Source organism: Fibrobacter sp. UWB5 (assembly GCF_002210295.1).
Lineage (GTDB): Bacteria > Fibrobacterota > Fibrobacteria > Fibrobacterales > Fibrobacteraceae > Fibrobacter.
Genome location: NZ_MWQH01000006.1, coordinates 54,570 through 77,717, shown reverse-complemented (window position 1 = coordinate 77,717; position 23,148 = coordinate 54,570). Strand labels below are relative to the sequence as shown.

Sequence of the window (23,148 nt, the reverse complement as noted above, 5' to 3'; positions counted from 1 at the left end):
TTGCATTTTGCGTGACAAAGCAGTTTAAATTTGCTATTTTTAGCCCCGTAACTTTTAACCGGCGATGCAAGTCGCCAATCAAATCAAGAGGTAAAACAAATGGCAGTTTCTTACAAGGAACTCGGCTTGGTGAACACCAAGGAAATGTTTGCAAAGGCTGTTAAGGGTGGCTACGCTATCCCGGCTTTCAACTTCAACACCATGGAACAGATGCAGGCCATCGTGCAGGCTGCTGTGAAGCAGAAGTCTCCGGTGATCATGCAGGTCTCTAAGGGTGCTCGTAACTACGCAAACGGCACCATCCTCCGCTACATGGCTCAGGGTGCTGTTGAATACGCCAAGGAACTCGGCTGCGCCAATCCGCAGATCGTGCTCCACCTCGACCACGGTGACTCTTTCGAACTCTGCAAGGACTGCATCGACAACGGTTTCTCTTCCGTGATGATCGACGGTTCCGCTCTTCCGTACGAAGACAACATCGCCCTCACCAAGAAGGTTGTTGAATACGCTCACCAGCACGACGTGACCGTCGAAGCTGAACTCGGCGTGCTCGCCGGTGTGGAAGACGAAGTCCAGGCTGAAGAATCCCACTACACCAAGCCGGAAGAAGTGATCGACTTCGCTACCCGTACGGGCTGCGACTCCCTCGCTATCTCCATCGGTACCAGCCACGGTGCTTACAAGTTCAAGCCGGAACAGTGCACTCGCGACCCGAAGACTGGCAAGCTCGTTCCGCCTCCTCTGGCATTCGACGTGCTCCACGCCATCGAAAAGAAGCTCCCGGGCTTCCCGATCGTGCTCCACGGTTCTTCTTCCGTGCCGCAGGACGAAGTCGATACCATCAACGCCCACGGTGGCAAGCTCCCGGATGCCGTCGGTATTCCGGAAGAACAGCTCCGCGAAGCTTCCAAGTCCGCTGTTTGCAAGATCAACATCGACTCTGACAGCCGCCTCGCCATGACTGCCGCTATCCGTAAGTATTTCGACGAACATCCGGAACACTTCGACCCGCGCCAGTACCTCAAGCCGGCTCGCGAAAACATGCAGAAGATGTACGAACACAAGATCGTCGACGTTCTTGGTTCCAACAACAAGCTCTAATGAGACCGCTCGGCTCTATCGCAGATTAAAAATGTGATATCGCCTCGCTCTCGCAACCGCCCTCGGTTAACACCCGAGGGCTTTGTTGCTCACGGATGAAATGCGGCTTTGCCGCGTAGCGTAAAAAGCTTAAAGACCGCTAGGCAATCGCCTGGCGGTTTTTATTATATTACAGCCATGCTCTGTCCTCATTGCCATTCAGAAATTAAAGATAACGCCACGTTCTGCCCGCATTGCGGGAGCGACAAGAATACCGGCTGGTCCGAGGGCGCGGAATTTACCGACCTCGAGACTCCGGATTACGACGAAATTGTCGAGAATGAATTCGGCGAAAAGAAGAACAAGGCGAACCCGCTCGCCATAGCGGCGGCAGTAATCGTCGCGCTCGCGTTTATCGCGGCGATGGTCCTGCACTAGACTAGAGTCTTTTCGAGAGAGTCCAGAATTTCGGACGCTTCGCTAAAGTCGTAATCGTCCAACAGTTCCTTCAACTTGTGGAGCAGAACTTCCTGGTTCGGCTCAAACGCAATATTCTCGATACCGTCGAGAATGCGCTTGCACTGGGTCGAAGAACAAGTATCCACCGCATCCTTCAGCGCCTTGACCGCAGCCATGAGCTTTTGTGCGGCTTCGGGGTCATGCGACTTTTGCACGGTCGCATTCTGTTCCGAGGCAATGTCAGTCAGCACAATCTGCAAGTCTTCAATGAGCGCATGCAGTTTTTCTTCAAATACGTTGTAATTGCCAAAATTACACTGTTTCTGTTCGAGTTCCGCTTCGAGCGAGGCCGCCAGATTCTGCACATGGGTAGATCCAATCGTTCCGCAAAGACCCTTGATGGTATGCACAATGCGGGTCGCTTCTTCGTAATGGAATTCTTCGATAAGCGAGCGCAGGTTGAACGAATTTCCGCCATAGTCGCGCACAAATCCCTGCAAAATCTTGAGGTACATGTTGCGGTTATTGTTGGCATGGTAAAGGCCCGATTCCGCATCAAAGTCGCGCACTTTCTGGAAATAAGAGATGAAATTCTTGTCGTCTTGCGACAGGTCGGAATCATGCCCGTTGCTTGCATGCGGCGTTTCAGCGGCCACCGGCAAGAACTTCGCCATTTCTTCGTACAAGACCGTCGGATCAATCGGCTTTACAATGTGCGCGTTCATGCCCGCTTCAAGGCATTCTTCGGTATCTTTCTGGAAAGCGCGGGCACTCATGGCCAGAATCGGCACCTTCTTGAAGTATTCATCTTCGCGGGCACGGATTTCCCTAGTGGCGGTAAGGCCATCCATAATCGGCATCTGGATATCCATGAGCACCATGTCGAAAGCGTCTTTCTTGAGCATGTCGAGCGCTTCTTTACCGTTATTCGCAATCATCGCGGTAAGGCCAACGCTATTCAAGAGCGAAACAGCCAATTCCTGGTTCATCTGGTTATCTTCGACCAGCAGGATCTTCGCTTCCTTAAAGTAAATCTTGCCCTTTTCCTTCTTTTCGACCTTCTTGTAGGTCAGCGGGTAACCGAACGCTTCTTGCAGGGCGCTCAGGAGCGTGCTAATCTGGAGCGGCTTAGACACGTTGCTGTTAAAGCCCAGACTCTTGGCCGTATTCAGTTCGTTTTCGTCGAAATGAATCGGGTGCATCAACACCTTCGGAATCGACTTCATGTTATCAGTCAAGCCATGCACAAAGTCAAATCCGTTCAAAATCGGCATGCTGTAATCGACCAGGAACAAATCGTACGGGGCCTCGCCCGCTTCTTCGTGCGCCTGAATCAAGTCCAGGGCTTCGTCTACGGAACTCGCCTCTTCGACCACGCAACGCAACTTGTTCAGGTAATGTCTTAAAATAACGCGTAGATTCGCGCAGTCATCTACCAAAAGCACATTCTTATTGGTAAAGCGATCTTCGTTTTTCCACTTGGGCTCCTCGCCCGCCTGCGGTGCAATCGGGAGCGAGATGGTAAAGAAGAACTGCGAACCAACGCCCGATTCACTTGAAACCTGGAGTTGCCCGCCCATGAGTTCCACCAGCGACTTGGAAATCACAAGTCCGAGACCCGTGCCGCCGTACTTGCGCGTGGTAGAACCGTCTGCCTGCGTAAAGGCATTGAACAGGCGCGACACCTGTTCCGGCGTCATGCCGATACCCGTATCCTTGACACAGATATACAGCTTGACCATGTTGTTCGCCTGCTGCAACAGTTTGACGCTCAGGGTAATGTCACCCTTTTCGGTAAACTTGGTCGCATTGTTGATCAGGTTCGTGAAAATCTGAGAAAGTCGAAGCGGGTCACCCATCAAGATTTCAGGAATATCCGGATCGATATCGACAATCAGTTCTATCGGGCGGCCAGCGATACGCACCTCGGCAAGCGCCGCCACCTCGTCAATGACATCTTGCAGCACAAGCTGCGTGATTTCCAAGTCCTGCTTTTTCGCCTCGATCTTCGAGAAGTCAAGAATATTGTTAATAATTCCGAGCAAGGACTTGGCGGCATGCCCAATGCGGTCCACAAAACCGCGCTGGTGGTTATCCAGGTTCGTTTCCGAAATCAAGTGCGCCATACCGATAATGGCGTTCATCGGCGTGCGGATTTCATGACTCATGTTGGCGAGGAATTCGCTCTTGGCCTGAGTCGCCTGTTCCGCAATTTCGCGGGCGGCCACCACTTCCGAAATATCGATCATCGAAAGCATGTAGCCCACCACCGTTTCCTGAACCTTCAGCGTGCAGCCTTCGCCGCGGAACCAGGTTTCTTCGGTGCCGTTTTCGGGCTTGAGCATCAAGGAATCTTTCCAGACTTCGTCATTCTGGTAAGACTTGATCATCGCATCGATCATCGATTCCGGGAGGCCCATGTCCTTTAATTCATTAATCGAAATTCCGACAAACGAGCGCCATTCCTTGCCCAAGAATTCCGCCAGTTGGCGTGACATATATTTAATATGCAGGTTCTTGTCGAAAATAATCAGGATCGAATGATCGCCCGAAAGCATGATCGTATCCAGAATCGTATCTTTCTGGATTCCGCTCGTTTCATCGTTGATCATGATCAGGAATCGCGTTGCACCATTGTCTTCGACAAGCGCCTGGAACGACATGCCCCACCATGCGACTTCCCCGGCAGCATTCTGTACACGCACAATCGTCTTGCGCTCGCTGGCAAGCATCTGCCCGCCCATGGCCACACGGTGCGCGAATTTCTTGAAAGCATCCGAGGGGAAGAACTTGAACAGGCTTTCTTCTTTCATGTCTTCGCCATTGTTCAAGAAATCAACCACATAGGCGCTCGCATGCAGAATGTCGAAGTTTTCGTTGGTAAGAATGATGGTAAAGTTGTCGCCTTTCCACAAGAGCGTATCGAAAAGCGTACTGGAATTCACGCTATCGTTCAAGTCCCGCTGAATGTAGCGGCGGAACAACAAGTGCGAAGCGATGGCCGCAAGCGCAATCAACACAAAGACAAATAAGGCAACAACGCCAAGAACCGTCGAAGAGTTATTGTCAATACTGGCGGCAATCTTGTTATGCTGACTTACATGAACCAAGTAGAACGGCAACTGATTCAAGGGCGTCACCATAAAAATCAATTGCTGGTGGTGTTCATTCGTCTTTTCAAAGCGTAAAATGCGTCCGTCCATCAACGTATCAGAACTGAATTTGTCGGACACCAACTGCAATAGATCCTCGACACTGTCCTGCAGGACTTTACCGCGGTTCGTTTCGTACGGGAAATAGGTGAACACATTGTCGTTTTCGCTGCCCACCAGCATGGTTACGCCGCCTTCTTCCTTGGCAAGCGCACCTAAGGTCAGGCGCACCTTGTGAAGATTGATATCTTCGCCGACGGCTCCCTTGAATTTGTGGTCATTGTCCCAAATCGGATAAGAAAGCGAAAGCACCTGACGGTTCAGGCTTTTTCGAATGGTCGGGCCCGTATAGGCAAGGCCCCTTTTGCGGGAAGCCTCCAGATACCAGCCCTTGGTGCGGAATTCCGTCTGGTCGCTTTCAAGCTTAATGCCTCGGCCCGAAATAAAGTCGCCTACAGTCGTTCCATAGTAAACGTCAACAATGCCTTCTGCACTTTGGGTCTGCTTGTACAAAATCGGTCTGATTGACTTTTCTTTCGTTACCCCTTGTACGCGCTTTACCGTAGCCAGGAACTTTTCTTCGCGCAGCTTCAAGAAGGCTTCGACTTCGGTCTGCACGCGTTCGCGCAATGCCGTCTCGGTATTCGCGACAGCAGAATCCACCAGCATGGCACGCACCGCATGCGAAAAGATAAAGACCATCGCCACAGCCGCAAGCAATGTCGGCAGCATATAAACCACGGAAATGCGGTTTCTTAAACGGCGACGTTGGGCGTTCAGCGGGTTACGGGACAAGACGACTCCTTTTTAAGGATTTTCCTTAAAATGATCGTAAATCTCGGGCAATTTGGATTCCAGCGACATAAAGGCATCGACAACATCGGGGTCGAATTGAGTCCCCTTACCGGCCAAAATTTCCTTAACCGCCACATCGTGCGGGTAGGCTTCCTTGTACGGGCGCTTTGAGACCAGCGCATCGTACACGTCTGCCACCGACATCAGGCGCGCCCCCACCGGGATATCGTCACCCTTGAGTTTGTTCGGGTAACCCGTTCCATCAAAGCGTTCGTGGTGATTCAAGATGATATCGGCACAAATCTTGACCAGCGGATGGTCCTTGAGTTCATGCGTGGCATTCACCAGCACATCGTAACCCTTTTGCGCATGCGTACTCATAATCGCCCATTCTTCGTCGTTCAAACGAGCCGGTTTACGCAAAATTTCGTCGGGAATGCCGACTTTGCCAATGTCGTGGAGCGGAGCGGCTGTCGCATAATAATCGATATATTCGTTATTCGGAATCGCCTCTTTAAAACGCGGATGTTCGCGAAGGGTTTCGGCAAGCATCTGCACCAGCACCTGCGTACGCTTAATATGGGCACCCGTTTCGGGGTCGCGGTATTCGGCAAGCGCACCGAGGCTCGTCAGCATGACCTTGAGGGTTTTACGCAAATCTAGGGTCTTTTCTTCGACCAGTTCTTGCAAATGATCGCGCTGGTGCTTGAATTCCAATTGATTCTTGATTCGGAGCTGCACCAAATTCGGATGGAACGGCTTGGTAATATAATCGACGGCCCCGAGGTCCAGGCCAGTCTGTTCACTCTTGGAATCGGCTTTTGCTGTCAGGAACAACACCGGCGTATTTTCGACCAGATTCTTTTCGTTCATCTGGCGGAGCGTTTCGTAGCCATCCATTTCTGGCATCATCACGTCGAGCAGAATCAGGTCCGGTTTGACTTTTTCGGTCAAAACAAGGCCTTTTTTGCCATCTAAGGCCACAAAAACGTCGTACTCGCTGGACAAAATTCCCTCGAGCACCTCAATATTCGTCTTCGTGTCGTCAATTACCAAAATCTTTGCGCGCTTCCGTTCCATATAACCCTAATATAATGTTTAGTGGTCCAAATAGACCAACTCAACTTATTCCAACTTGGAATATGCCATTTTTTTTGAGAAAAAGCCCTTTTGCAACATTTTTATATGTTTTCCCCCTTACAACATGTGATATAATGTACAAAAGGACCATGGAAAAAAAGTCAACATTCTTATTAAAATTGACAAAACGCCCTCTAAAAGTGGAATTATATTTATGGATGGTCATTAGCCTATACTTTTACAGGTTTGGAGATTTTTTGAGATGAAGCAAATTATACCGCTGGCAATCGCTTTAGCAGGAGTGTCTTTTGCACAAGTCGATGTCGCCCCCTTCTGGCGCGCTGTCGACAGCGTAAGCAAGAGTTTTGGCAACTCGGCCAACGACCTGTATACCGACCTCTCCCTCCTCGACACCATAAAGCTTGCCGGAGAAATCTTCCCCATCACCTGGGAAAGCAGCGACACGCTATTTTTGGGCCACGACGGCCATATCAACGGCAGGTTTGTGGGTGAAAACAAAGAAGTGACCCTCACGGCGACCGTCCATGACGACATGAGAGCAAAGACGCAGGACGTGTCTTTAAAGGTTTCCATCCACGGGTACGAACCCTACTCTAACTACCTTTTTGCGTATTTTCCAGCCAATGACAACGAAAACATCTATTACGCACTGAGCAACGACGGCTACAGCTTTACCGCCATGAACAACGGAAAACGTGTGGTGGCCGCCGACACGGTTAGCATCAAGAAGGGGCTCCGCGACCCGCACGTGCTGCGCGCACCCGATGGCTGGTTCTACATGGTGAATACCGACATGAAGAGCGCCGAAGGCTGGGCAAGCAACCGCGGCATGGTGCTCATGAAGTCCCGCGATTTGATTAACTGGAAGCATAGTACGGTGCATTTCCCGGACAAATACAAGGGCAAAAATTTTGCGAACGTAACCCGCGTATGGGCCCCCGAAACATTCTGGGACGACACCTACGACAACGGTGACGGAACCAAGGGTCGCCCGCTCGTGTATTTTTCGCTGTTGACCAACGATGGCACCATCAGCTACGACAAGGTTTTCTATGCCTACTCGAACAAGGACTTTACCGACTTGGAAGGCGACCCGCAGCATTTCTTTGACCGCGGAAAATCGACCATCGACATGGACATCGTCTACAACCCGGTAGACAAGTTCTACCACGCCTTCTACAAGAACGAGGGCGACGGCGGAATCTGCAAGGTGACCGCAAGTTCGCTCATGCCCAAGAGTGGAGCCGCCAGCGGTTCGCAGTGGAGCAAGCCGAGCAAGGCCCTGCAACAGACTACAGAGGCCGTGGAGGGCGCGGGCGTATTCAAGCTCATCAACCAGAACAGCTGGGTGCTCATGTATGACTGCTACATGAACGGGCATTACCAGTTCACGAGTAGCCCCGACCTCGAAAACTTCAAGTTCGTGCAGGATACCAAGACGAGCGGCGCATTCACGCCCCGCCACGGAACCATTCTCCCGGTTACCGCCGAAGAGACTGCAAAACTCATGAAGGCCTTCCCCACTCCGGACTTTGAACCGCGGGTGATTGAAATTCCCGATTCCATAGGCGTGTGCGAGGGGAAGAAGGTGGTAGGCCCGTGCAGCGGCACCAAGATTATCCCGTACAGCAAAGTCGGCGACGACGGCTGGAACGAATCGCTTGACTTGAAGGTTGCCAAGGGAGCTTCTGTCACATTTGGCCCGCACCCGTGGGACGGTAAGATCTGGAACTGGGAAGGCCCGAACGGATTCAAGTCCACCACCCGCGAAAACACGCTCAAGAATGTGGATGGCGACTTTAGCGGTTACTACACCGTCGTTTATACGAACGAGACCGGCTGCAAGAGCCAAGCCAAAATCAAGATGGTCGTAGACGACCCCGACAAGCCCTACAAGGAACCGGACACCACAACGACCATCGTTTCTAAAAGGTTCCGTGACAACAGCAAATCCATGCGTTTGAACCGTAATCCGGTTTACTTTGACTTGCTAGGCAACAAGCTCAAGAACAAGCCGAGAAACGCTATTTATATAGAAAGATAGATTACGGATGTGACAAATGCATAAGGCGAGCGCCTCGGTCAAGTTTACTTGAACATGGCCGAGCCAAGCATTTGGTACTTGAGCGAAGCGAGAGTACAAATGAGTAATTAAACCTCACACATTACACATTTGCATTTACTGCACGACTTAATTTAATAAAAGCATTCACCGGGTCGGCATAATTCCAAATGCCGCCGAGAACAGAGACTCCCTGCACCGGGAGTTTTTTGATTTCATCGAGCGTCTCGTGGTCAATGCCGCCAAAGGCAATCACCTGCGGGATTTTAGAGCCGGCTAAATCATTTAATTTGCCCAAAACAGGCTCAATTCCGTGAAATTTGACCGGTTCATACACCGACTGAGGCTGAAATACGGGCCCCACAAGTGCCCCAGACACCCATTCCGGCAGCTGTTCCAGCTGATCCAAGCTCCGGCAAAAAGCAACCGTATTCACGCGTTTCCAGTTTTCGGGAACATCGCCCAGCAACGAGCCCGCCTCGGCAACGCATCCGCGCACGTCCAGGCGCTCCGCCAAATCGGGAGTCCCCCGCACCCAGATGCGGTCACGGCAATCCATCGGGAGCGACAAAAGCCAGCGCTCGTAATCGCTTTCGGTGGCATAGGGAGAGCCCCCTCGCCCGCGCTTCTGCAAAATCAGTCGTGAAAGCCCGCGGGAAAACATTTGCTCAATATCGTCAAATTCCGAAGCAAAATCGTCAGGAGATGTCGTAAGCCAAAGCCGCATGGTGCAAATATACAATAAAGAAACACCCCTAGATTTACGCAATTTTTCAAAAAATCCTTGTTCAATTCCCTTTAATCTTTATATTTTTCATCTTGGATTTTTCGCTTTTGGCTTCAAATGGGCCGAAAGTGCACTTAAATCAGATTTTTTCGAAAAAACCTAAAAATTGGAGACACACATGGCAAAAAAGATGATTGCGTGTGATGGTAACGAAGCCACCGCTAGCGTAGCGTTTGCTGTTAGCGAAGTTGCGGCTATCTACCCGATTACACCGTCTAGTCCTATGGCTGAGCACGCCGACAACTGGAGTGCTGCAGGCAAGAAGAATATTTGGGGTCAGGTACCCCGCGTGTTTGAAATGCAGTCCGAAGGTGGCGCTGCCGGTACCGTTCACGGTGCTCTGCAGGCCGGTGCTTTGACCACGACCTTCACCGCTTCCCAGGGTCTTCTGTTGATGATCCCGAACATGTACAAGATTGCGGGCGAACTGACCCCCACGGTCTTCCATGTGACAGCCCGTGCCCTTGCCATGCAGGGCCTTTCTATTTTCGGTGACCATTCCGACGTGATGGCCTGCCGCCAGACCGGCTTTGCCATGCTCGCCTCCTCTTGCGTGCAGGAATGCCAGGACCTCGCTCTCGTGGCCCACGCTTCCACTCTCGAAAGCCGCGTTCCGTTTATGCACTTCTTCGACGGTTTCCGCACCTCCCACGAAGTGATGAAGATCGAAGCTCTCGAAGACGGCGTTATCCGTAACGTCATCGACGAAAAGTACGTGAAGGCTTGCCGCGAACGCTGCCTCACTCCGGACCGCCCGACTATGCGCGGTACCGCCCAGAACCCGGACGTCTACTTCCAGGGCCGCGAAACGGTGAACCCGTTCTACGCCAAGGTTCCGGAAATTGTCCAGAAGTACATGGACAAGGTCGCAAGCTACACTGGCCGCCAGTACCACATCGTGGACTACGTCGGTGCACCCGATGCCGACCGCGTGATCATTTCCATGGGTTCTTCGACCTGCACCATCGGTGACACCGTCAAGTACCTCAACTCCAAGGGCGAAAAGGTCGGTCTCGTGAACATCCGCCTGTACCGCCCGTTCCCGATGGAAGCCGTGGTTGCAGCCCTCCCGAAGACTGTCAAGAAGATTGCCGTCCTCGACCGCTGCAAGGAACCGGGTTCCGCTGGCGAACCGCTCTTCCAGGACGCCCTGACCGCTATCTCCGAAGCCGTGATGGCTGGCAAGATGGCTATGCCGAAGATGATCGGCGGCCGCTACGGTCTCTCTTCCAAGGAATTCACCCCGGCCATGGTCAAGGCCATCTACGACGAACTCGCCAAGGCCGACCCGAAGGCACGCTTCACCGTCGGTATCAACGATGACGTCTGCCACACGAGCCTCACCATCGACCCGAACTTCAAGCTGGAAAGCGACTTCTTCCAGGCCATGTTCTTCGGTCTGGGTTCCGACGGTACCGTGGGTGCCAACAAGAACTCCATCAAGATTATCGGTAACGAAACCGACAACTACGCCCAGGGCTACTTCGTTTACGACTCCAAGAAGTCCGGCTCCATGACCACCTCTCACCTCCGCTTTGGTAAGAGCATCATCGACGCCCCGTACCTGATTGGCGAAAACGAAGCTGACTTCGTGGCATGCCACCATACTCCGCACCTGGAATCCGTGAACATGCTGAAGTACGCGAAGGATGGTGCTACCTTCCTCGTGAATACCCCGCACTCCGCCGACACCGTGTGGGATACCTTCCCGCGTCCGGTGCAGGAAGAAATCATCAAGAAGCACCTCAAGGTCTATGTGATCGACGCCTACGCCGTTGCCGCGAAGACCGGCATGGGCCGCCGCATCAACACCGTGATGCAGACCTGCTTCTTCAGCAAACTCGGTAACGTGCTCGATGCCGAAACCGCCATCAAGTACATCAAGAAGTATGCCGAAAAGACCTACGCCAAGAAGGGTCAGGAAGTGGTCCAGAAGAACTGGGACGCTATCGACGCCTCTCTTGCTAACCTGTTCGAAGTCAAGGTTCCTGCTACTGTCACCAGCACCAAGGAATTCCGCGCTCCGATCCACGGCAACGCTCCGAAGTTCGTGAACGAAGTCACCGCAGAAATCATCAAGGGCAACGGCGAACTCCTCCCCGTTTCCAAGATGCCTTGCGACGGCGTGTTCCCGACCGCTACCACCAAATACGAAAAGCGCGACCTCGCCCTCAACATCCCGTCCTGGAATCCGGACGCTTGCGTGCAGTGCGGCAAGTGCGCCATGGTCTGCCCGCATGCAGCCATCCGCGTGAAGGTTGTGGACGAAGCTGCCGTGAAGAACGCTCCGGAAGGCTTCAAGTACACCCCGGCCAAGGGCTTCAAGTTGGAGGGTTCCGACAAGCCGGTATTCGCTATTTCCGTGTCCAGCTACGACTGTACGGGTTGCGGCGTCTGTACGCAGGCCTGTATCGGTAAGGACAAGACCGACGAAACCAAGAAGGCTATCAACATGGTGCCGCAGGAGCCCATCAAGGTTCAGGAAGGCAAGTGCTGGGACTTCTTCGTCGACCTCCCGGAATTCGACCGTACCAAGGTCAACAAGAACCTCGTCAAGCAGGCAATGCTCCTCGAACCGCTGTTCGAATTCTCCGGCTCTTGCGCAGGCTGCGGCGAAACCGCTTACGTGCGTCTCGTTTCTCAGCTCTTCGGCGACCGCATGGTCGTTGCCAACGCTACGGGTTGCTCCTCCATTTACGGCGGTAACCTCCCGACCACTCCGTGGGCAAAGAACAAGGAAGGCCGCGGTCCCGCTTGGGCCAACAGCCTCTTCGAAGACAACGCTGAATTCGGTCTCGGCATGCGCCTCGCTATCACGAAGCATGCCAAGCAGGCTTTGAGCCTCCTCGAAGCCGTGAACGTTCCTGCCGAACTCAAGGAAAAGCTCACGACCCAGGACCAGTCCGACGAAGCCGGCATCAAGGCCCAGCGTGAAAACGTCGCCGCCCTGAAGGCTGCCCTCGCCGGTGCTACCGACGAAGCTTCTGTAAGCCTCCGCGACGAATTCGCCGACTACCTCGTGAAGAAGTCCGTGTGGATCTTCGGTGGTGACGGTTGGGCATACGACATCGGTTACGGTGGTCTCGACCACGTGATGGCCACGGGCGAAAACGTGAACATCTGCGTCCTCGATACCGAAGTGTACTCCAACACCGGTGGACAGGCTTCCAAGGCCACGAACCGTGGCGCAGTCGCCCTCTTCGCTGCCGCTGGTAAGCGCGCCGGCAAGAAGGACCTGGGCCTTATCGCCATGAGCTACAAGAACGTTTACGTCGGTCGCATTGCTCTCGGCGCAAACGATGCTCAGGCCCTGAAGGTTCTCCAGGAAGCAGAAGCTCACAATGGTCCGTCCCTGATCATCTGCTACTGCCCCTGCATCAACCACGGTTTCGATCTCAACAGCCAGCTTCAGCACCAGAAGATGGCCGTGGATTCCGGTTACTGGACTCTGCTCCGCTACAACCCGGCTCTCGCCGCCGAAGGAAAGGCCCCGCTTATCCTCGACTCCAAGAAGCCGACGATTCCGGTTGCAGAATACATCTACACCGAAAACCGCTACAAGCAGCTCACCCGTAACAATCCGGAAGTGGCCAAGAAGCTCGCCGACGACCTCCAGAAGGAAGTTGACGCCCGCTATGCATTCTACGACGCCATGTCCAAGGATACGGAAGGTCTGATTAGCCTGTAATCGGCTAACAACCAATTAAAACGCCCCGTCACGATAAGTGGCGGGGTGTTTTGTTATACTCAAATTTTCGACACCAAAGGGCGCGAGATTAATTTATCATTATGCAATATTCAGCAAACTGGTAAACCCAGTCAGTTCCAATACTTCACGAACGCTTTCATGCAAATTGATAAGCGTAATTTTCCCATTTTCAGCAATCATCTTCTTTTGAGAAGACAAAAGCACTCGCAGACCGGCAGACGAAATGAAATTGACCTTGTCAAAATCAGCAACAAGATTCTTGCTTTTGGAACATGCAGCCGCCATTTCGGCTTCAAAAATATCAGCTGTCGAAGATTCGATTACACCATGTAATGCAAGAGTCAAAGTTCCGTTATTTTCAGAAACTTCGACACCAAATTTTGGATGTCCAAACATGACAAGCACCTCAATAAAAAACACCAACACAATATTAAGTAATACATACAGCGATTTCAAGAGATTGAATACCCGCGTGTGATGATACGCACTCCATTTTTTTCATTAAAATCAAGTTTTTTCGCCCATATCCCTTGACAAGCGCAAATAACCTTTTTATATTTGGCTCGTTCGGTTAGGAAACTAGCTAAACAAAACCACTGGGGTGGTAGCTCAATTTTGGTTAGAGCACCGGCCTGTCACGCCGGAGGTTGCGAGTTCAAGCCTCGTCTATCCCGCGAAAAAAGACACTCTTTTAGAGTGTCTTTTTCGTTTGCTGGGCGAAGCTCAGCAAACCAAATTCCACCTCTCGAAAGAGAGGCTTTTTCGTTTTCCAAGCGTTTTTTTCACCCACTCCCCCCTCCTAAAGACAATGTAAATATTCTATAATTCTTTTTGTCTAGGAGGATCTATGCGCAAAATTTTACGCAAAAACACATCCCTATATTCTCGTTTGCAGGCCGCCCTTGTATGCGCCGCCCTGTTTGCCGGGTTGAATGCCGTCACGTCGTGTAGCGGTTACGGTTCCGAGTACGACGTCAACAAGGATTATTCCGACCTGTACGACGACTACTATTCCTCAAGTTACGGGAAATCCTCCAGTTACGACAGGTACAGTTCCTCTAGCGACAGGTATTACAGTTCTTCTGCCCGCTACAGTAGCGATTACGAAATAGTCGCCCTTTCGAGCAGCAGCTACTTCGACTCCACCACCATGGTAAAAACGGTTGCCGACCTGGACTCCACCTGTATCGACGGCGAAAAGAAAACCGTAGTGAAGGACTCCAGCCTGTACCGCTGCGCATTCGGGGTTTGGTTCAAAGAAATCAAGAGCGTTCCCGAATGTACCCAGAAAAACGAAAACGAGACTTTCTACAAGAACGCTGCATACATCTGCATTAACGAGAACTGGCGAGAACTCACCGCAATCGAAGCCAAGCTCGGCGTTTGCACCAAGGCTCTTGCCGGCAAGACAAAGGTCACCGACAACAAGACCTACAAGTGCGACAGCACTCTTTGGAAAGTTTTGACCCTTTCTGAAGCCACGGGCGAATGCACCTCCGCCAACAACGGCAAGACCGCCACTTACGGCGACACAAGCTACATTTGCCGCGGCACGACCTGGCAAAAGATGGTTCAAATCGAACTGGATTCGGGCGTGTGCAGCAAGGAACGCTTTGGCGAAATTCTACGCGTAAAGCCCAGATCTTCTTACTACGATACCACGTATTACCTTTGCAACGACTACTCCTGGACAACTACCACCGATCCTGAATACATCATCGGTGCATGCGACACGTCCAAGACGGACAGCATTTACAACGTGTCCGGTAATTATTACGTATGCGAAAACAAGGCCTGGCGCAAAACGACCAACATCGAAAACAGCTACGGACTTTGCAACAGCAAAATGCAAGGGACATTGAAAAGCACGTACATTTGCGACAAGGGCGAATGGCGTATAGCGACCGCCGAAGAATACTACGGCGCCTGCACAGACTCCCTCAAGGACACCCAATACATCTACAATTCCAAGACCTACGCCTGCTTCAACCAAAAGTGGAACGAACTTCCGGCTCCTCCGGTCAGCAGCATGTCCTACTGCACCAAGAAAAACGACGGATCCATGTATAGGACCACCACAACCCCCAGGGCCTACTACCTTTGCAATAACTACGAATGGCAAAAGATCGACTCGCTTTCTTACGTATACGGAATGTGCAGCAAGGATAGCCTCGGTGTCAGGAAAATCCCGCACAAGGATTCTCTCGGATACGAATGCAAGGAAACCACCGCCGGATACAGCTGGACAAGACTCACGATTAACGACTACGCCGCATGCACCGCGGCAACCCAGGACAGCTTATTGAAAGGCTACGTCTGCGACAACGGCTCATGGCGCTTACAGACCGCCCTTGAAAAGAGCATCGGCCTATGCACCACCAAGAACAACGGCGAAAGAATCAAGTCCGGATCGAGTTACTACGAATGCGCTTCCGGCAGTTGGAAATCCATTACAGAAGCCCAATACAGCCTCGGTGAATGCACAACCGAAAACGACAGCGCCATTGCTGTTTACAAGAACGTCCAATACCTTTGCGCAAACCAAAAATGGGCAACGCCAACCGCGGTAACCGATTCCGCATGTACCAGCGCACAAAATGGGACCTTGGCGTCTTACAAGAATAAAATTCATAAATGTCAGTATGTCCCCAATTTTAAATACTATTGGATATACGTTGGCGATATCGCCATCCAGGAAGGCCTATGCAACCCTGAACGCGAAGGCAAACTAATCAATTTGGACGGCAGCCACTATATTTGCAAATCAAATTGGTGGAATGGAGCCACATTAAACGAAGTCATGCAGGGAACACCATGTGGAGAATCATTCACATATAACCACATCAAATACACCTGTTCCGGTGATGAATGGACTCCAGTCTACAACACGCTAAAGGATACCCGAGACGGGCAAACTTACAAGACCCTCCAGCTGGGCGAACAAACTTGGATGGTCGAAAATTTGAACTATCAAACAACAAATAGCTGGTGCTACCAGAACATAGACCGCAATTGCGATACCTACGGAAGACTCTACACTTGGAATGACGCACAAAAGGCATGCCCTACGGGTTGGCACCTGCCCGACGCCTACGAGTATCGCGACGTGTTGGATGTTTTAAGATATTCCACCGAATTTCGCGAACTTGATTACTGGCAACAGAATCCCTATGGATCTGATAATACCGAGAGGATCAGTTTATTCAAACTCAGGGGTACAGGTATACGCACTGACAACGGAACATTTGATTACGATCGCCGCATGGCGGGACTCTGGTACAAAGATTCCTCGCTAACAAACGCGGATACCGCTTACGCCCATATTGCGTATGTCGTATCAACGATTCCAGAAGAGTATTACTCCTCCAGCAACATCCACCACTTTGAAATAAGCGGAAATACAGTTGTAGCAGGATCACCTCAAGGCTACCGCTTTACCAAGGGAACCGGTCTGAACGTCCGCTGCGTAAAAGACTAGGCTAATTGCACTGTTTACATATAAAAAAGCACCCTCACGGGTGCTTTTAAAATTTAAAACCTACGCCAATCGGCTTACTCGTGCAGAATCACGTTGTCAAGCGTCTGGCCGCTCACCTTGACGGAATCCCACAGCACGGCGTTACTGATGGTGCTGTTCTCGACAACGCAACCATCGCCTACCGACACGTTCGGGCCAATGGTGCTATTCGTAATCTTAGCGTCCTTACCGATGTAGCACGGAGCAATCACCTTGACGCCAGGGAGATTCACCGAGGCGGAATTGTCGATGCGCTTGAGCACATGGGCGTTGGTTTCCAGCAGGGTTTCGGCCAGGCCGCAGTCCAGCCACTTTTGCACCGGAGCGGTACGGAAATGGCAGCCCTTTTCGAGCATCATCTGGAGAGCGTCCGTCAGCTGGAATTCGTTCTTGGTGCGGATATTGTTATCCATCAGGTACTTGAGGCTCTGCTTGAGCACCTTGGTATCCTTGATGTAGTAGATACCCACAATGGCTTCGTCACTCACGAATTCCTGGGGTTTTTCAACCAAGCGCGTAATACGACCGGTACTGTCGGTCACCGCTACACCAAAACGGCGCGGGTCCTCGACCTTGTAGGTATAAAGAATATTTTCGTCCACATTATGGAGAATGGAAAGATCCGCTTCAAAAAGGGTGTCACCCAGAATAATCAGGAGCGGCTCATCGTCATCCACGTAAGGCAGTGCGAGGCTGATCGCTTCGCCCAAACCCTGCGGGTTGGACTGGACCACAGCACGGGTTTTACCCCAAGCAGGGCGCTTTTCCAAAAAAGAGTCTACAGCCTCGGCCTTGTAGCCGGTAATAAAAATCGTTTCCGTGGGCTTCAGGCTCAGGGAATCTTCAACAATCCAATCCAAAATCGTCTTACCGGCAACAGGCAGCAAGCACTTCGGCACATTCTCGGTGTAAGGCCGCAGACGCAGTCCGTTTCCAGCGACGGGCAGAACAATCTTCATTAAATCCAATTCCTCAAAAACAAAACTTTACACTCGCAATATAGCATTTTATATAGAACAAGGTTATGGGAAAATAATAATAATGTTGTAAACTAGTCCATACCGCCTAAAAAAGAAAAAACCTCTCCGTGAGGAGAGGCTTTCGTGGATGATGCAGGGGTCGAACCTGCGACCCGCTGATTAAGAGTCAGCTGCTCTACCAACTGAGCTAATCATCCATAGTCGCTTAGGACGCGCACAATAATAGAATTAAAATGGGCCGCTGTCAAGGGGTGAAAACGCAATTTTTCAAAAAAATCTATATTTTTTTCATGAGCCTCAATTCGAACCGCATGGATGCCTATTTGGCGTTTTTGGGGGTGGAACGCAATCTTTCGCCCGCCACCATCCAGAGCTATCAGGAAGACTTGCGGCACTTTGTCGGCTGGCTAGACGAAACCGGGCTCGACCTCAAGGATTTGACCCCCGAAAAGCTGGACGAATTCCTGACGCTCACCGCCGGACAGACGGAATACTCCCCCACATCCATCGCAAGACACTTTTCGAGCCTGCGCGGGTTCCTCAAGTACATGCAGAGTCAGGGCGAATACGACTTCAGTACGGAATCCATGCTGGACCGCCCAAAGCTCGGGCATTACCTGCCGCAGTACCTGACCCGCGAAGAAATCGACAGCGTTTTTGAAAGTGCGGCCAACGGCAAGAACCCGTTGCGAGACACCGCCCTATTCGAGCTCATGTACAGTGCCGGGCTCCGCATTTCGGAAACCTTGAACATCAAGCTCTCACAGCTGGACCTGGACAACGAATGGCTCACGCCGATCGGCAAGGGCAACAAGCAGCGCCTGGTGCCGCTCGGCAGCAAAGCCAAAGAAAATCTGAAAGCCTGGATCGAGCTTGGCAGGCCCCTCACCCACCCGACCACGGACAACATCATCCTGAATTCCCGCGGCAAGCCCATGACCCGCATGGGAGCCTGGAAAATCGTACAGCAGCATACGATGCACCTGAGCAAGCAAGTCTCGCCGCACACCTTTAGGCACAGTTTTGCAACGCACTGCCTGGAGGCAGGCATGGACCTGCGCGTGCTGCAGGAGCTCCTCGGGCATGCCGATATCAGCACCACGCAAATCTATACGCATATCGACAAGGAATTCATCAAGCAAGAACACCGGCAGTTCCACCCCAGAGAAATGGCCGGAAAATAAACGACCGCACGGGCAAGAATTAAATAAGACTAATTTACCCGCCTAATAGGTTGTACAAAGTAGTTTGTTCTGTTTTTTTGTATAAATTTACATAAAGTTACAACAAACTTACCAATTTCTTGCAAATTATTTCCTATCTTTGCTCTTGAACAAAATAACGTTTGTCTCATTTGAGTAAAAGGAGCTACTCTTTGAAACTGTTCTGTTTTCCGCATGCCGGGGGGTTTTCTTTATATTACGGCTTTTTACAAAAATACGAATACCGGAATATTGACCGAATTTTTCTCTTTGACTACCCAAGAAACAGTTTCAAATTCAGTGGCGCACCGACCGATTTCAAGCAATACACCGACGCTGCCGTAGACTACATCAGGACAAACAAGGCCAAAGGCGACCCCTACATGCTTTTTGGACACAGCATGGGAGCCTTTATCGCCTGCGAAGCCGCACTGGCCATGCAGAACGATTTCGGCGATTCTCCGGCAGGAGTCGTCGTTTCCGGTCAAAATCCGCCTTACGCCGTCACCCAAGGCAAGCTCCGCGAAATGCCCAAGGACTTATACGCCTTCGCGAAAGAGCTGGGAGGCGTGCCTCAAAAAATCCTGGACAACAAGAAAATGTGTGAAAGGCTGTACCGGTTTGCTGAGGCCGATATGAAAGCCGTAGCAGCGTACCAGCCGACAAAGACCACTCCCGAAAAGCGCCTAAAATGCGGCATGCTGTTGCAAGGTTCCGACGACATGATTGTCGACCCAAAATTCCATAACGACTGGGACAAGACTTTCCAGAATATTTTCATGGACAAGGTCTTTGACGGAGGCCATTTCTATTTCAACAACCAAAGCGAGCAAATCGCACCGCTGCTAGACCAATACGCCGGAGCAATGTCGAGGGAGGCCCACTAATGCATCGAGTCGTTATTACCGGAATCGCCCCCATTGTCGCGATGGGAAAAGGGCAGGAATTTTTTGACAACCTCATGGCGATGAAGCCCGTCATCAAGCAGACCGACCCGAGTTACTGCGACGGAGCGAACATTTCCAAGTGGTATGTCCCCTATCCCGAACTGGACATTTCCCCGTACAAGGCAAACCTGAGGCAAATGACCCTGATTGCATCACGAAATGCAATTACTGCAGCAGTGGCAGCTCTGATGGCCAAGGAAGACGCCGGGCTAGACAACTTCGATCCCGACACGGCCGTATTCTTCGGCGGAAGCACGATGGACGCCGAAGACATCCTGATGGCCCACAACACGGTAAAGGAAGGCCGACGTCTCCATCCGTCATCGAACCCCAAATCGATGGCCAACGCCGTGCCCGCCTGGATTTCAATCCTGTTCGGAATTCACGGGCGTTCCCAAGTCATTTCGACCGCCTGCGCATCGGGAACGGACGCCATCGGCGCCGCATACGAACACATTTGCATGGGCAAAGCCAAGATGGCCGTCTGCGGTGGCGCAGACCAGATGAGTTGCAGTTCGGAACTCTTCTTCCGTTCCTTTGACGTACTCGGCGCCTTGACCCATTCGCCCGATGGTTACCCTCGCCCGTTTTCCGAGGAACGCAGCGGATTCCTGTTCAGCGAAGGCGGAGCCTGCGTGCTGATTCTCGAAGAATATGAATCGGCCGTGGCACGCGGAGCAAGAATCTATGCCGAAATCACGGATTTTCAAGCTTGCTGCGACGCCTATCATATCGTAAAAATGCCCGAAAACCCCGAGCAAGTCATATCGATGTTCAAAAACATGGTCCAGGGCAAAACGATCGACTATTACAACGCCCACGGAACGGCAACACCCGTCAATGACCAGATGGAAGCCACCGCTTTGCGGGAGGTATTCGGTTCGGAACTCGGCCACATTCTCGTGAACGCCACCAAGAGCATGACCGGACACGCCATCGGTACTTCCGGCGCTTTGGAGGCTGCCGTAACAGCTTATTCCATCAAGAATGGAATTGTTCACGGAAATATGATCGGAACACCGATGGAAGGCCTAAACCTTCCTCGAGAAACGCAAAAATGCGAAATTCACCGCGCAATTACGGCATCATTCGGTTTCGGTGGACACAATTCCGCCCTGATGCTCGAAAAAATCTAAAAACAAGGAAAACAAACTATGACGCTTGCTGAATTCAACGCCCTTTTGGAAAAATACAATGTAAAGCCCCAAGCCGAACCGACCGAAGACTTGCCCGTCGTTAAGTTGGGAATCGACTCCTTCGACATTTTGATGATTATCGGCGATTTGGAAGAATCTACCGGAAAAACACTCAACCTTTCGCTGGATTGCACTATCGGCGAGCTCTTAAGCAAGCTTGACTAACAAACTCCATTCAACTTTACTCCCTAACAAACGATTTATTCTGGCGTAAACAGATTTGACGCCTCGCTAAATTCTAGATATATTTGAACAAAATATAAAAGCAGAGGCTAAAATGAAAAAAATTTCATTCCTTTTGTTTCCTGCACTCACTGCAGCCGCTTTTTTCGTTGCCTGTAGCGACGACGACTCTTCTAGCCGCAAGGTGATTACCGAAGTCAACTCGATTTACGAACTCGGAATTTGCGGAGAAGACAACCAAGGCGATACCGTCTACGCCAAAAAAGAAGACGCCCAGTATTACTGCGACGACGCGAACTGGATTCCCGTTGCCACCAAGGAATCGACAGGTTCCTCAAGTTCGTCTAGCCAAAAAGCAAGTTCCTCGTCCATGACCAAGGCGGAACTCGATAAATTTACCGAATTGTGCAAGGCTTCCGGCGGCAAGGTAAAAGACGGTGCCTGCTCCTGTAAAAACGAGCTCTGCGACGTCGGTGCTGTCTGTAACACCATCACGGGCATCTGCGGCAACCAGAGCAAACCAACTGACATAGACTCCACCGCCAGTTCTTCCTCGACCGCGACCACATTCGCCGACTTGTGCAAGGCATCTGGCGGTACGGCAAAAGACGGGGCTTGCGTCTGCGACGAAGTCTCCTGCGACGAAGGCGTTCTCTGCAACACCAAGAGCAAGGAATGTGCGAACAAGGACGCTGTTGAAATCGAGTGCGACGACAGCTACAAGAGTACATGCTCCGACAGCCCTGCAAGCATCGGCATTGTCAAGGAATGCGTGAAGGGAATCGTCGTGAACCGCTCGTGCGGCACGGTCTCTTGCAACGAAAAGGGCACGGACTGCGGCGAATGCCTCAATGACGTACAGACCTGTGCCGAGGACAAGAACTTCAAGGCGACGGTCACCCGCTGCGAAAAGGGCAAGAAAGTAAATGAAAGTTGTGACGGAAAATCCTGTGACCCGCGCGACAACGGTTGCGGCGAGTGCACGAACTACGAACACACATGCACCAACGATGACGAAGGAAAGGGAACCGTCTACGAGTGCGTCGCCGGCGAAGCCAAGAAGGCCGTTTCCATATGCGGCAACAAGTCGTGCCGTACCGACAAGGCCATCTGCGGCGAGTGCCTGAACGGCGAACTGAGGTGCGACAACGACATCAACAACAACGCCATCATGTACAGGTGCGTCGACGGGCAATGGGAACGGCTCCATAACAAGTTCGACCCGCTCGACAAGGACAATTACAAATGTCCCGTCGCTTGTAGAGAGGGCACCGATCCACAGAAGATGGAAATCGAATGCGACATAGACCAATGTTCTGATTGTGATCCATGCTGGGGTGAACCAATGGTGGGAGCTCCCTCCAATCCGAATCCCTGCTACAACGAGGAACGTTGCAAACAAATTCTCAAGGATGAAGACCCCGCCTACCCTCCGTTCAGGGATTTCGAAACGAAAAATAAATGGAAGGCCCTGATTCCCGAAGAAAAAATGGCCGTGAAGACCGTTACAGGATACAACTGGAAAGACTATACCCACACAGACGTTAATGACCGAGTGGGGCCTTTCGAGTTTGACCTTACAAACGAGACGCGCCGCGTATCGTGCAACGCCTTGGGAACCTACTTCGGCAAATGCCACAACACCCTGCAGACCTGCATTAACAAGGCTTATCACACTGGGGGATTCATGGTGGTCTGCGCTAACGGTGAACTTATCGACGAAGAGAAGGAAGGAGACGGAATCGCTTGCAATTGCGAAATAACAACTAACAACGCCGAGGGATGTTGTTACACCAGAAGTGCCTGCTTCAAGCAAACCAACTGGTCTAGGGACCGCTGCGCTAAGCCCCAGAGCACCGCTGCCGACGAATAATTTCAAAGCCAAAACAAGCAGAAAGGAACCGCAAGGTTCCTTTTTTGCATATTGACGTATTGTCCACGATAAACGGCGCCGCCCTGGGAATTTATCCCTAAAGGG

At 51.6% G+C, this 23,148-nt stretch carries 15 protein-coding genes and 2 tRNA genes; 11 read left to right on the top strand and 6 right to left on the bottom strand.

Annotation, left to right across the window (positions count from 1 at the left end; all coding sequences use genetic code 11):
* The first annotated feature begins 99 nt into the window (after positions 1 to 99).
* Together B7989_RS09740 and B7989_RS09735 are read left to right on the top strand one after the other, a co-directional pair.
* On the top strand, positions 100 to 1,101 hold the full coding sequence (locus B7989_RS09740; RefSeq protein WP_088628312.1) for a class II fructose-bisphosphate aldolase: 1,002 nt from the start codon (positions 100 to 102) through the stop codon (positions 1,099 to 1,101).
* Positions 1,102 to 1,278: 177 nt separating this feature from the next.
* Positions 1,279 to 1,518: a zinc ribbon domain-containing protein gene (locus tag B7989_RS09735; protein WP_072797479.1), complete on the top strand. Its 240-nt coding sequence runs from the start codon at positions 1,279 to 1,281 to the stop codon at positions 1,516 to 1,518.
* Here the strand turns inward: B7989_RS09735 and B7989_RS09730 are convergent.
* Both B7989_RS09730 and B7989_RS09725 read right to left on the bottom strand, forming a co-directional pair.
* A complete protein-coding gene (locus B7989_RS09730) occupies positions 1,515 to 5,486 on the bottom strand; it encodes a response regulator (protein ID WP_088628311.1) in 3,972 nt (1,323 codons plus the stop codon). The two genes, B7989_RS09735 and B7989_RS09730, sit on opposite strands and share 4 nt — an antisense overlap.
* 12 nt (positions 5,487 to 5,498) lie before the next feature.
* Positions 5,499 to 6,566, bottom strand: coding sequence for an HD domain-containing phosphohydrolase (locus B7989_RS09725; RefSeq protein ID WP_088628310.1), 1,068 nt, complete (start codon positions 6,564 to 6,566; stop codon positions 5,499 to 5,501).
* Positions 6,567 to 6,828: 262 nt separating this feature from the next.
* On the opposite strand from B7989_RS09725, the gene B7989_RS09720 reads away from it, so the two are divergent.
* A complete protein-coding gene (locus tag B7989_RS09720) occupies positions 6,829 to 8,631 on the top strand; it encodes a glycoside hydrolase family 43 protein (RefSeq protein ID WP_233144353.1) in 1,803 nt (600 codons plus the stop codon).
* Between the two features lie 121 nt (positions 8,632 to 8,752).
* Here the strand turns inward: B7989_RS09720 and B7989_RS09715 are convergent, their stop codons facing one another.
* On the bottom strand, positions 8,753 to 9,376 hold the full coding sequence (locus B7989_RS09715; protein WP_088628309.1) for a thiamine phosphate synthase: 624 nt from the start codon (positions 9,374 to 9,376) through the stop codon (positions 8,753 to 8,755).
* A gap of 178 nt (positions 9,377 to 9,554) precedes the next feature.
* Here B7989_RS09715 and nifJ point away from each other — a divergent pair, with 178 nt between their 5' ends.
* Positions 9,555 to 13,124 carry a pyruvate:ferredoxin (flavodoxin) oxidoreductase gene (nifJ, locus tag B7989_RS09710; protein WP_088628308.1) on the top strand — a complete coding sequence of 1,190 codons (3,570 nt, stop codon included), beginning with the start codon at positions 9,555 to 9,557 and terminating at the stop codon, positions 13,122 to 13,124.
* A gap of 99 nt (positions 13,125 to 13,223) precedes the next feature.
* On the opposite strand, the gene B7989_RS09705 is transcribed toward nifJ, so the two are convergent.
* Positions 13,224 to 13,601 carry an STAS domain-containing protein gene (locus B7989_RS09705; RefSeq protein WP_088628307.1) on the bottom strand — a complete coding sequence of 126 codons (378 nt, stop codon included), beginning with the start codon at positions 13,599 to 13,601 and terminating at the stop codon, positions 13,224 to 13,226.
* A 142-nt stretch (positions 13,602 to 13,743) separates the two neighbouring features.
* Between B7989_RS09705 and B7989_RS09700 the strand changes: the two genes are divergently transcribed.
* Together B7989_RS09700 and B7989_RS09695 are read left to right on the top strand one after the other, a co-directional pair.
* A tRNA-Asp gene (locus tag B7989_RS09700) sits at positions 13,744 to 13,819 on the top strand.
* 173 nt (positions 13,820 to 13,992) lie between these two features.
* On the top strand, positions 13,993 to 16,623 hold the full coding sequence (locus tag B7989_RS09695; protein ID WP_088628306.1) for an FISUMP domain-containing protein: 2,631 nt from the start codon (positions 13,993 to 13,995) through the stop codon (positions 16,621 to 16,623).
* A gap of 74 nt (positions 16,624 to 16,697) precedes the next feature.
* Here the strand turns inward: B7989_RS09695 and B7989_RS09690 are convergent, their stop codons facing one another.
* Together B7989_RS09690 and B7989_RS09685 are read right to left on the bottom strand one after the other, a co-directional pair.
* The gene (locus tag B7989_RS09690; protein ID WP_088628305.1) at positions 16,698 to 17,621 is read right to left on the bottom strand and encodes a sugar phosphate nucleotidyltransferase; all 924 of its coding nucleotides are present in this window, start codon (positions 17,619 to 17,621) and stop codon (positions 16,698 to 16,700) included.
* A gap of 145 nt (positions 17,622 to 17,766) precedes the next feature.
* Positions 17,767 to 17,839 (bottom strand) — tRNA-Lys (locus B7989_RS09685).
* A gap of 93 nt (positions 17,840 to 17,932) precedes the next feature.
* Here B7989_RS09685 and B7989_RS09680 point away from each other — a divergent pair.
* The 5 genes from B7989_RS09680 to B7989_RS09660 all read left to right on the top strand — a co-directional run bounded on the left by B7989_RS09680 (position 17,933) and on the right by B7989_RS09660 (position 23,043).
* Complete coding sequence (locus tag B7989_RS09680; protein WP_088628439.1) at positions 17,933 to 18,826, top strand: tyrosine recombinase; 894 nt, start codon at positions 17,933 to 17,935, stop codon at positions 18,824 to 18,826.
* A gap of 191 nt (positions 18,827 to 19,017) precedes the next feature.
* A complete protein-coding gene (locus B7989_RS09675; protein WP_158212891.1) occupies positions 19,018 to 19,731 on the top strand; it encodes a thioesterase II family protein in 714 nt (237 codons plus the stop codon).
* Positions 19,731 to 20,927 carry a beta-ketoacyl synthase gene (locus tag B7989_RS09670; protein WP_088628303.1) on the top strand — a complete coding sequence of 399 codons (1,197 nt, stop codon included), beginning with the start codon at positions 19,731 to 19,733 and terminating at the stop codon, positions 20,925 to 20,927. Before B7989_RS09675 ends, B7989_RS09670 begins: the two co-directional genes overlap by 1 nt.
* A gap of 18 nt (positions 20,928 to 20,945) precedes the next feature.
* The gene (locus B7989_RS09665) at positions 20,946 to 21,152 is read left to right on the top strand and encodes a hypothetical protein (RefSeq protein ID WP_088628302.1); all 207 of its coding nucleotides are present in this window, start codon (positions 20,946 to 20,948) and stop codon (positions 21,150 to 21,152) included.
* 112 nt (positions 21,153 to 21,264) lie between these two features.
* Positions 21,265 to 23,043 carry a hypothetical protein gene (locus B7989_RS09660; RefSeq protein ID WP_088628301.1) on the top strand — a complete coding sequence of 593 codons (1,779 nt, stop codon included), beginning with the start codon at positions 21,265 to 21,267 and terminating at the stop codon, positions 23,041 to 23,043.
* Positions 23,044 to 23,148: the final 105 nt, after the last annotated feature.

Coding starts and splice junctions, on each gene's coding strand:
- B7989_RS09735 (WP_072797479.1), top strand. CDS start 1,279: ATGCTCTGTCCTCATTGCCATTCAGAAATTAAAGATAACGCCACGTTC.
- B7989_RS09725 (WP_088628310.1), bottom strand. CDS start 6,566: ATGGAACGGAAGCGCGCAAAGATTTTGGTAATTGACGACACGAAGACG.
- B7989_RS09720 (WP_233144353.1), top strand. CDS start 6,829: ATGAAGCAAATTATACCGCTGGCAATCGCTTTAGCAGGAGTGTCTTTT.
- B7989_RS09715 (WP_088628309.1), bottom strand. CDS start 9,376: ATGCGGCTTTGGCTTACGACATCTCCTGACGATTTTGCTTCGGAATTT.
- B7989_RS09695 (WP_088628306.1), top strand. CDS start 13,993: ATGCGCAAAATTTTACGCAAAAACACATCCCTATATTCTCGTTTGCAG.
- B7989_RS09740 (WP_088628312.1), top strand. CDS start 100: ATGGCAGTTTCTTACAAGGAACTCGGCTTGGTGAACACCAAGGAAATG.
- B7989_RS09660 (WP_088628301.1), top strand. CDS start 21,265: ATGAAAAAAATTTCATTCCTTTTGTTTCCTGCACTCACTGCAGCCGCT.
- B7989_RS09680 (WP_088628439.1), top strand. CDS start 17,933: ATGAGCCTCAATTCGAACCGCATGGATGCCTATTTGGCGTTTTTGGGG.
- nifJ (WP_088628308.1), top strand. CDS start 9,555: ATGGCAAAAAAGATGATTGCGTGTGATGGTAACGAAGCCACCGCTAGC.
- B7989_RS09690 (WP_088628305.1), bottom strand. CDS start 17,621: ATGAAGATTGTTCTGCCCGTCGCTGGAAACGGACTGCGTCTGCGGCCT.
- B7989_RS09665 (WP_088628302.1), top strand. CDS start 20,946: ATGACGCTTGCTGAATTCAACGCCCTTTTGGAAAAATACAATGTAAAG.
- B7989_RS09670 (WP_088628303.1), top strand. CDS start 19,731: ATGCATCGAGTCGTTATTACCGGAATCGCCCCCATTGTCGCGATGGGA.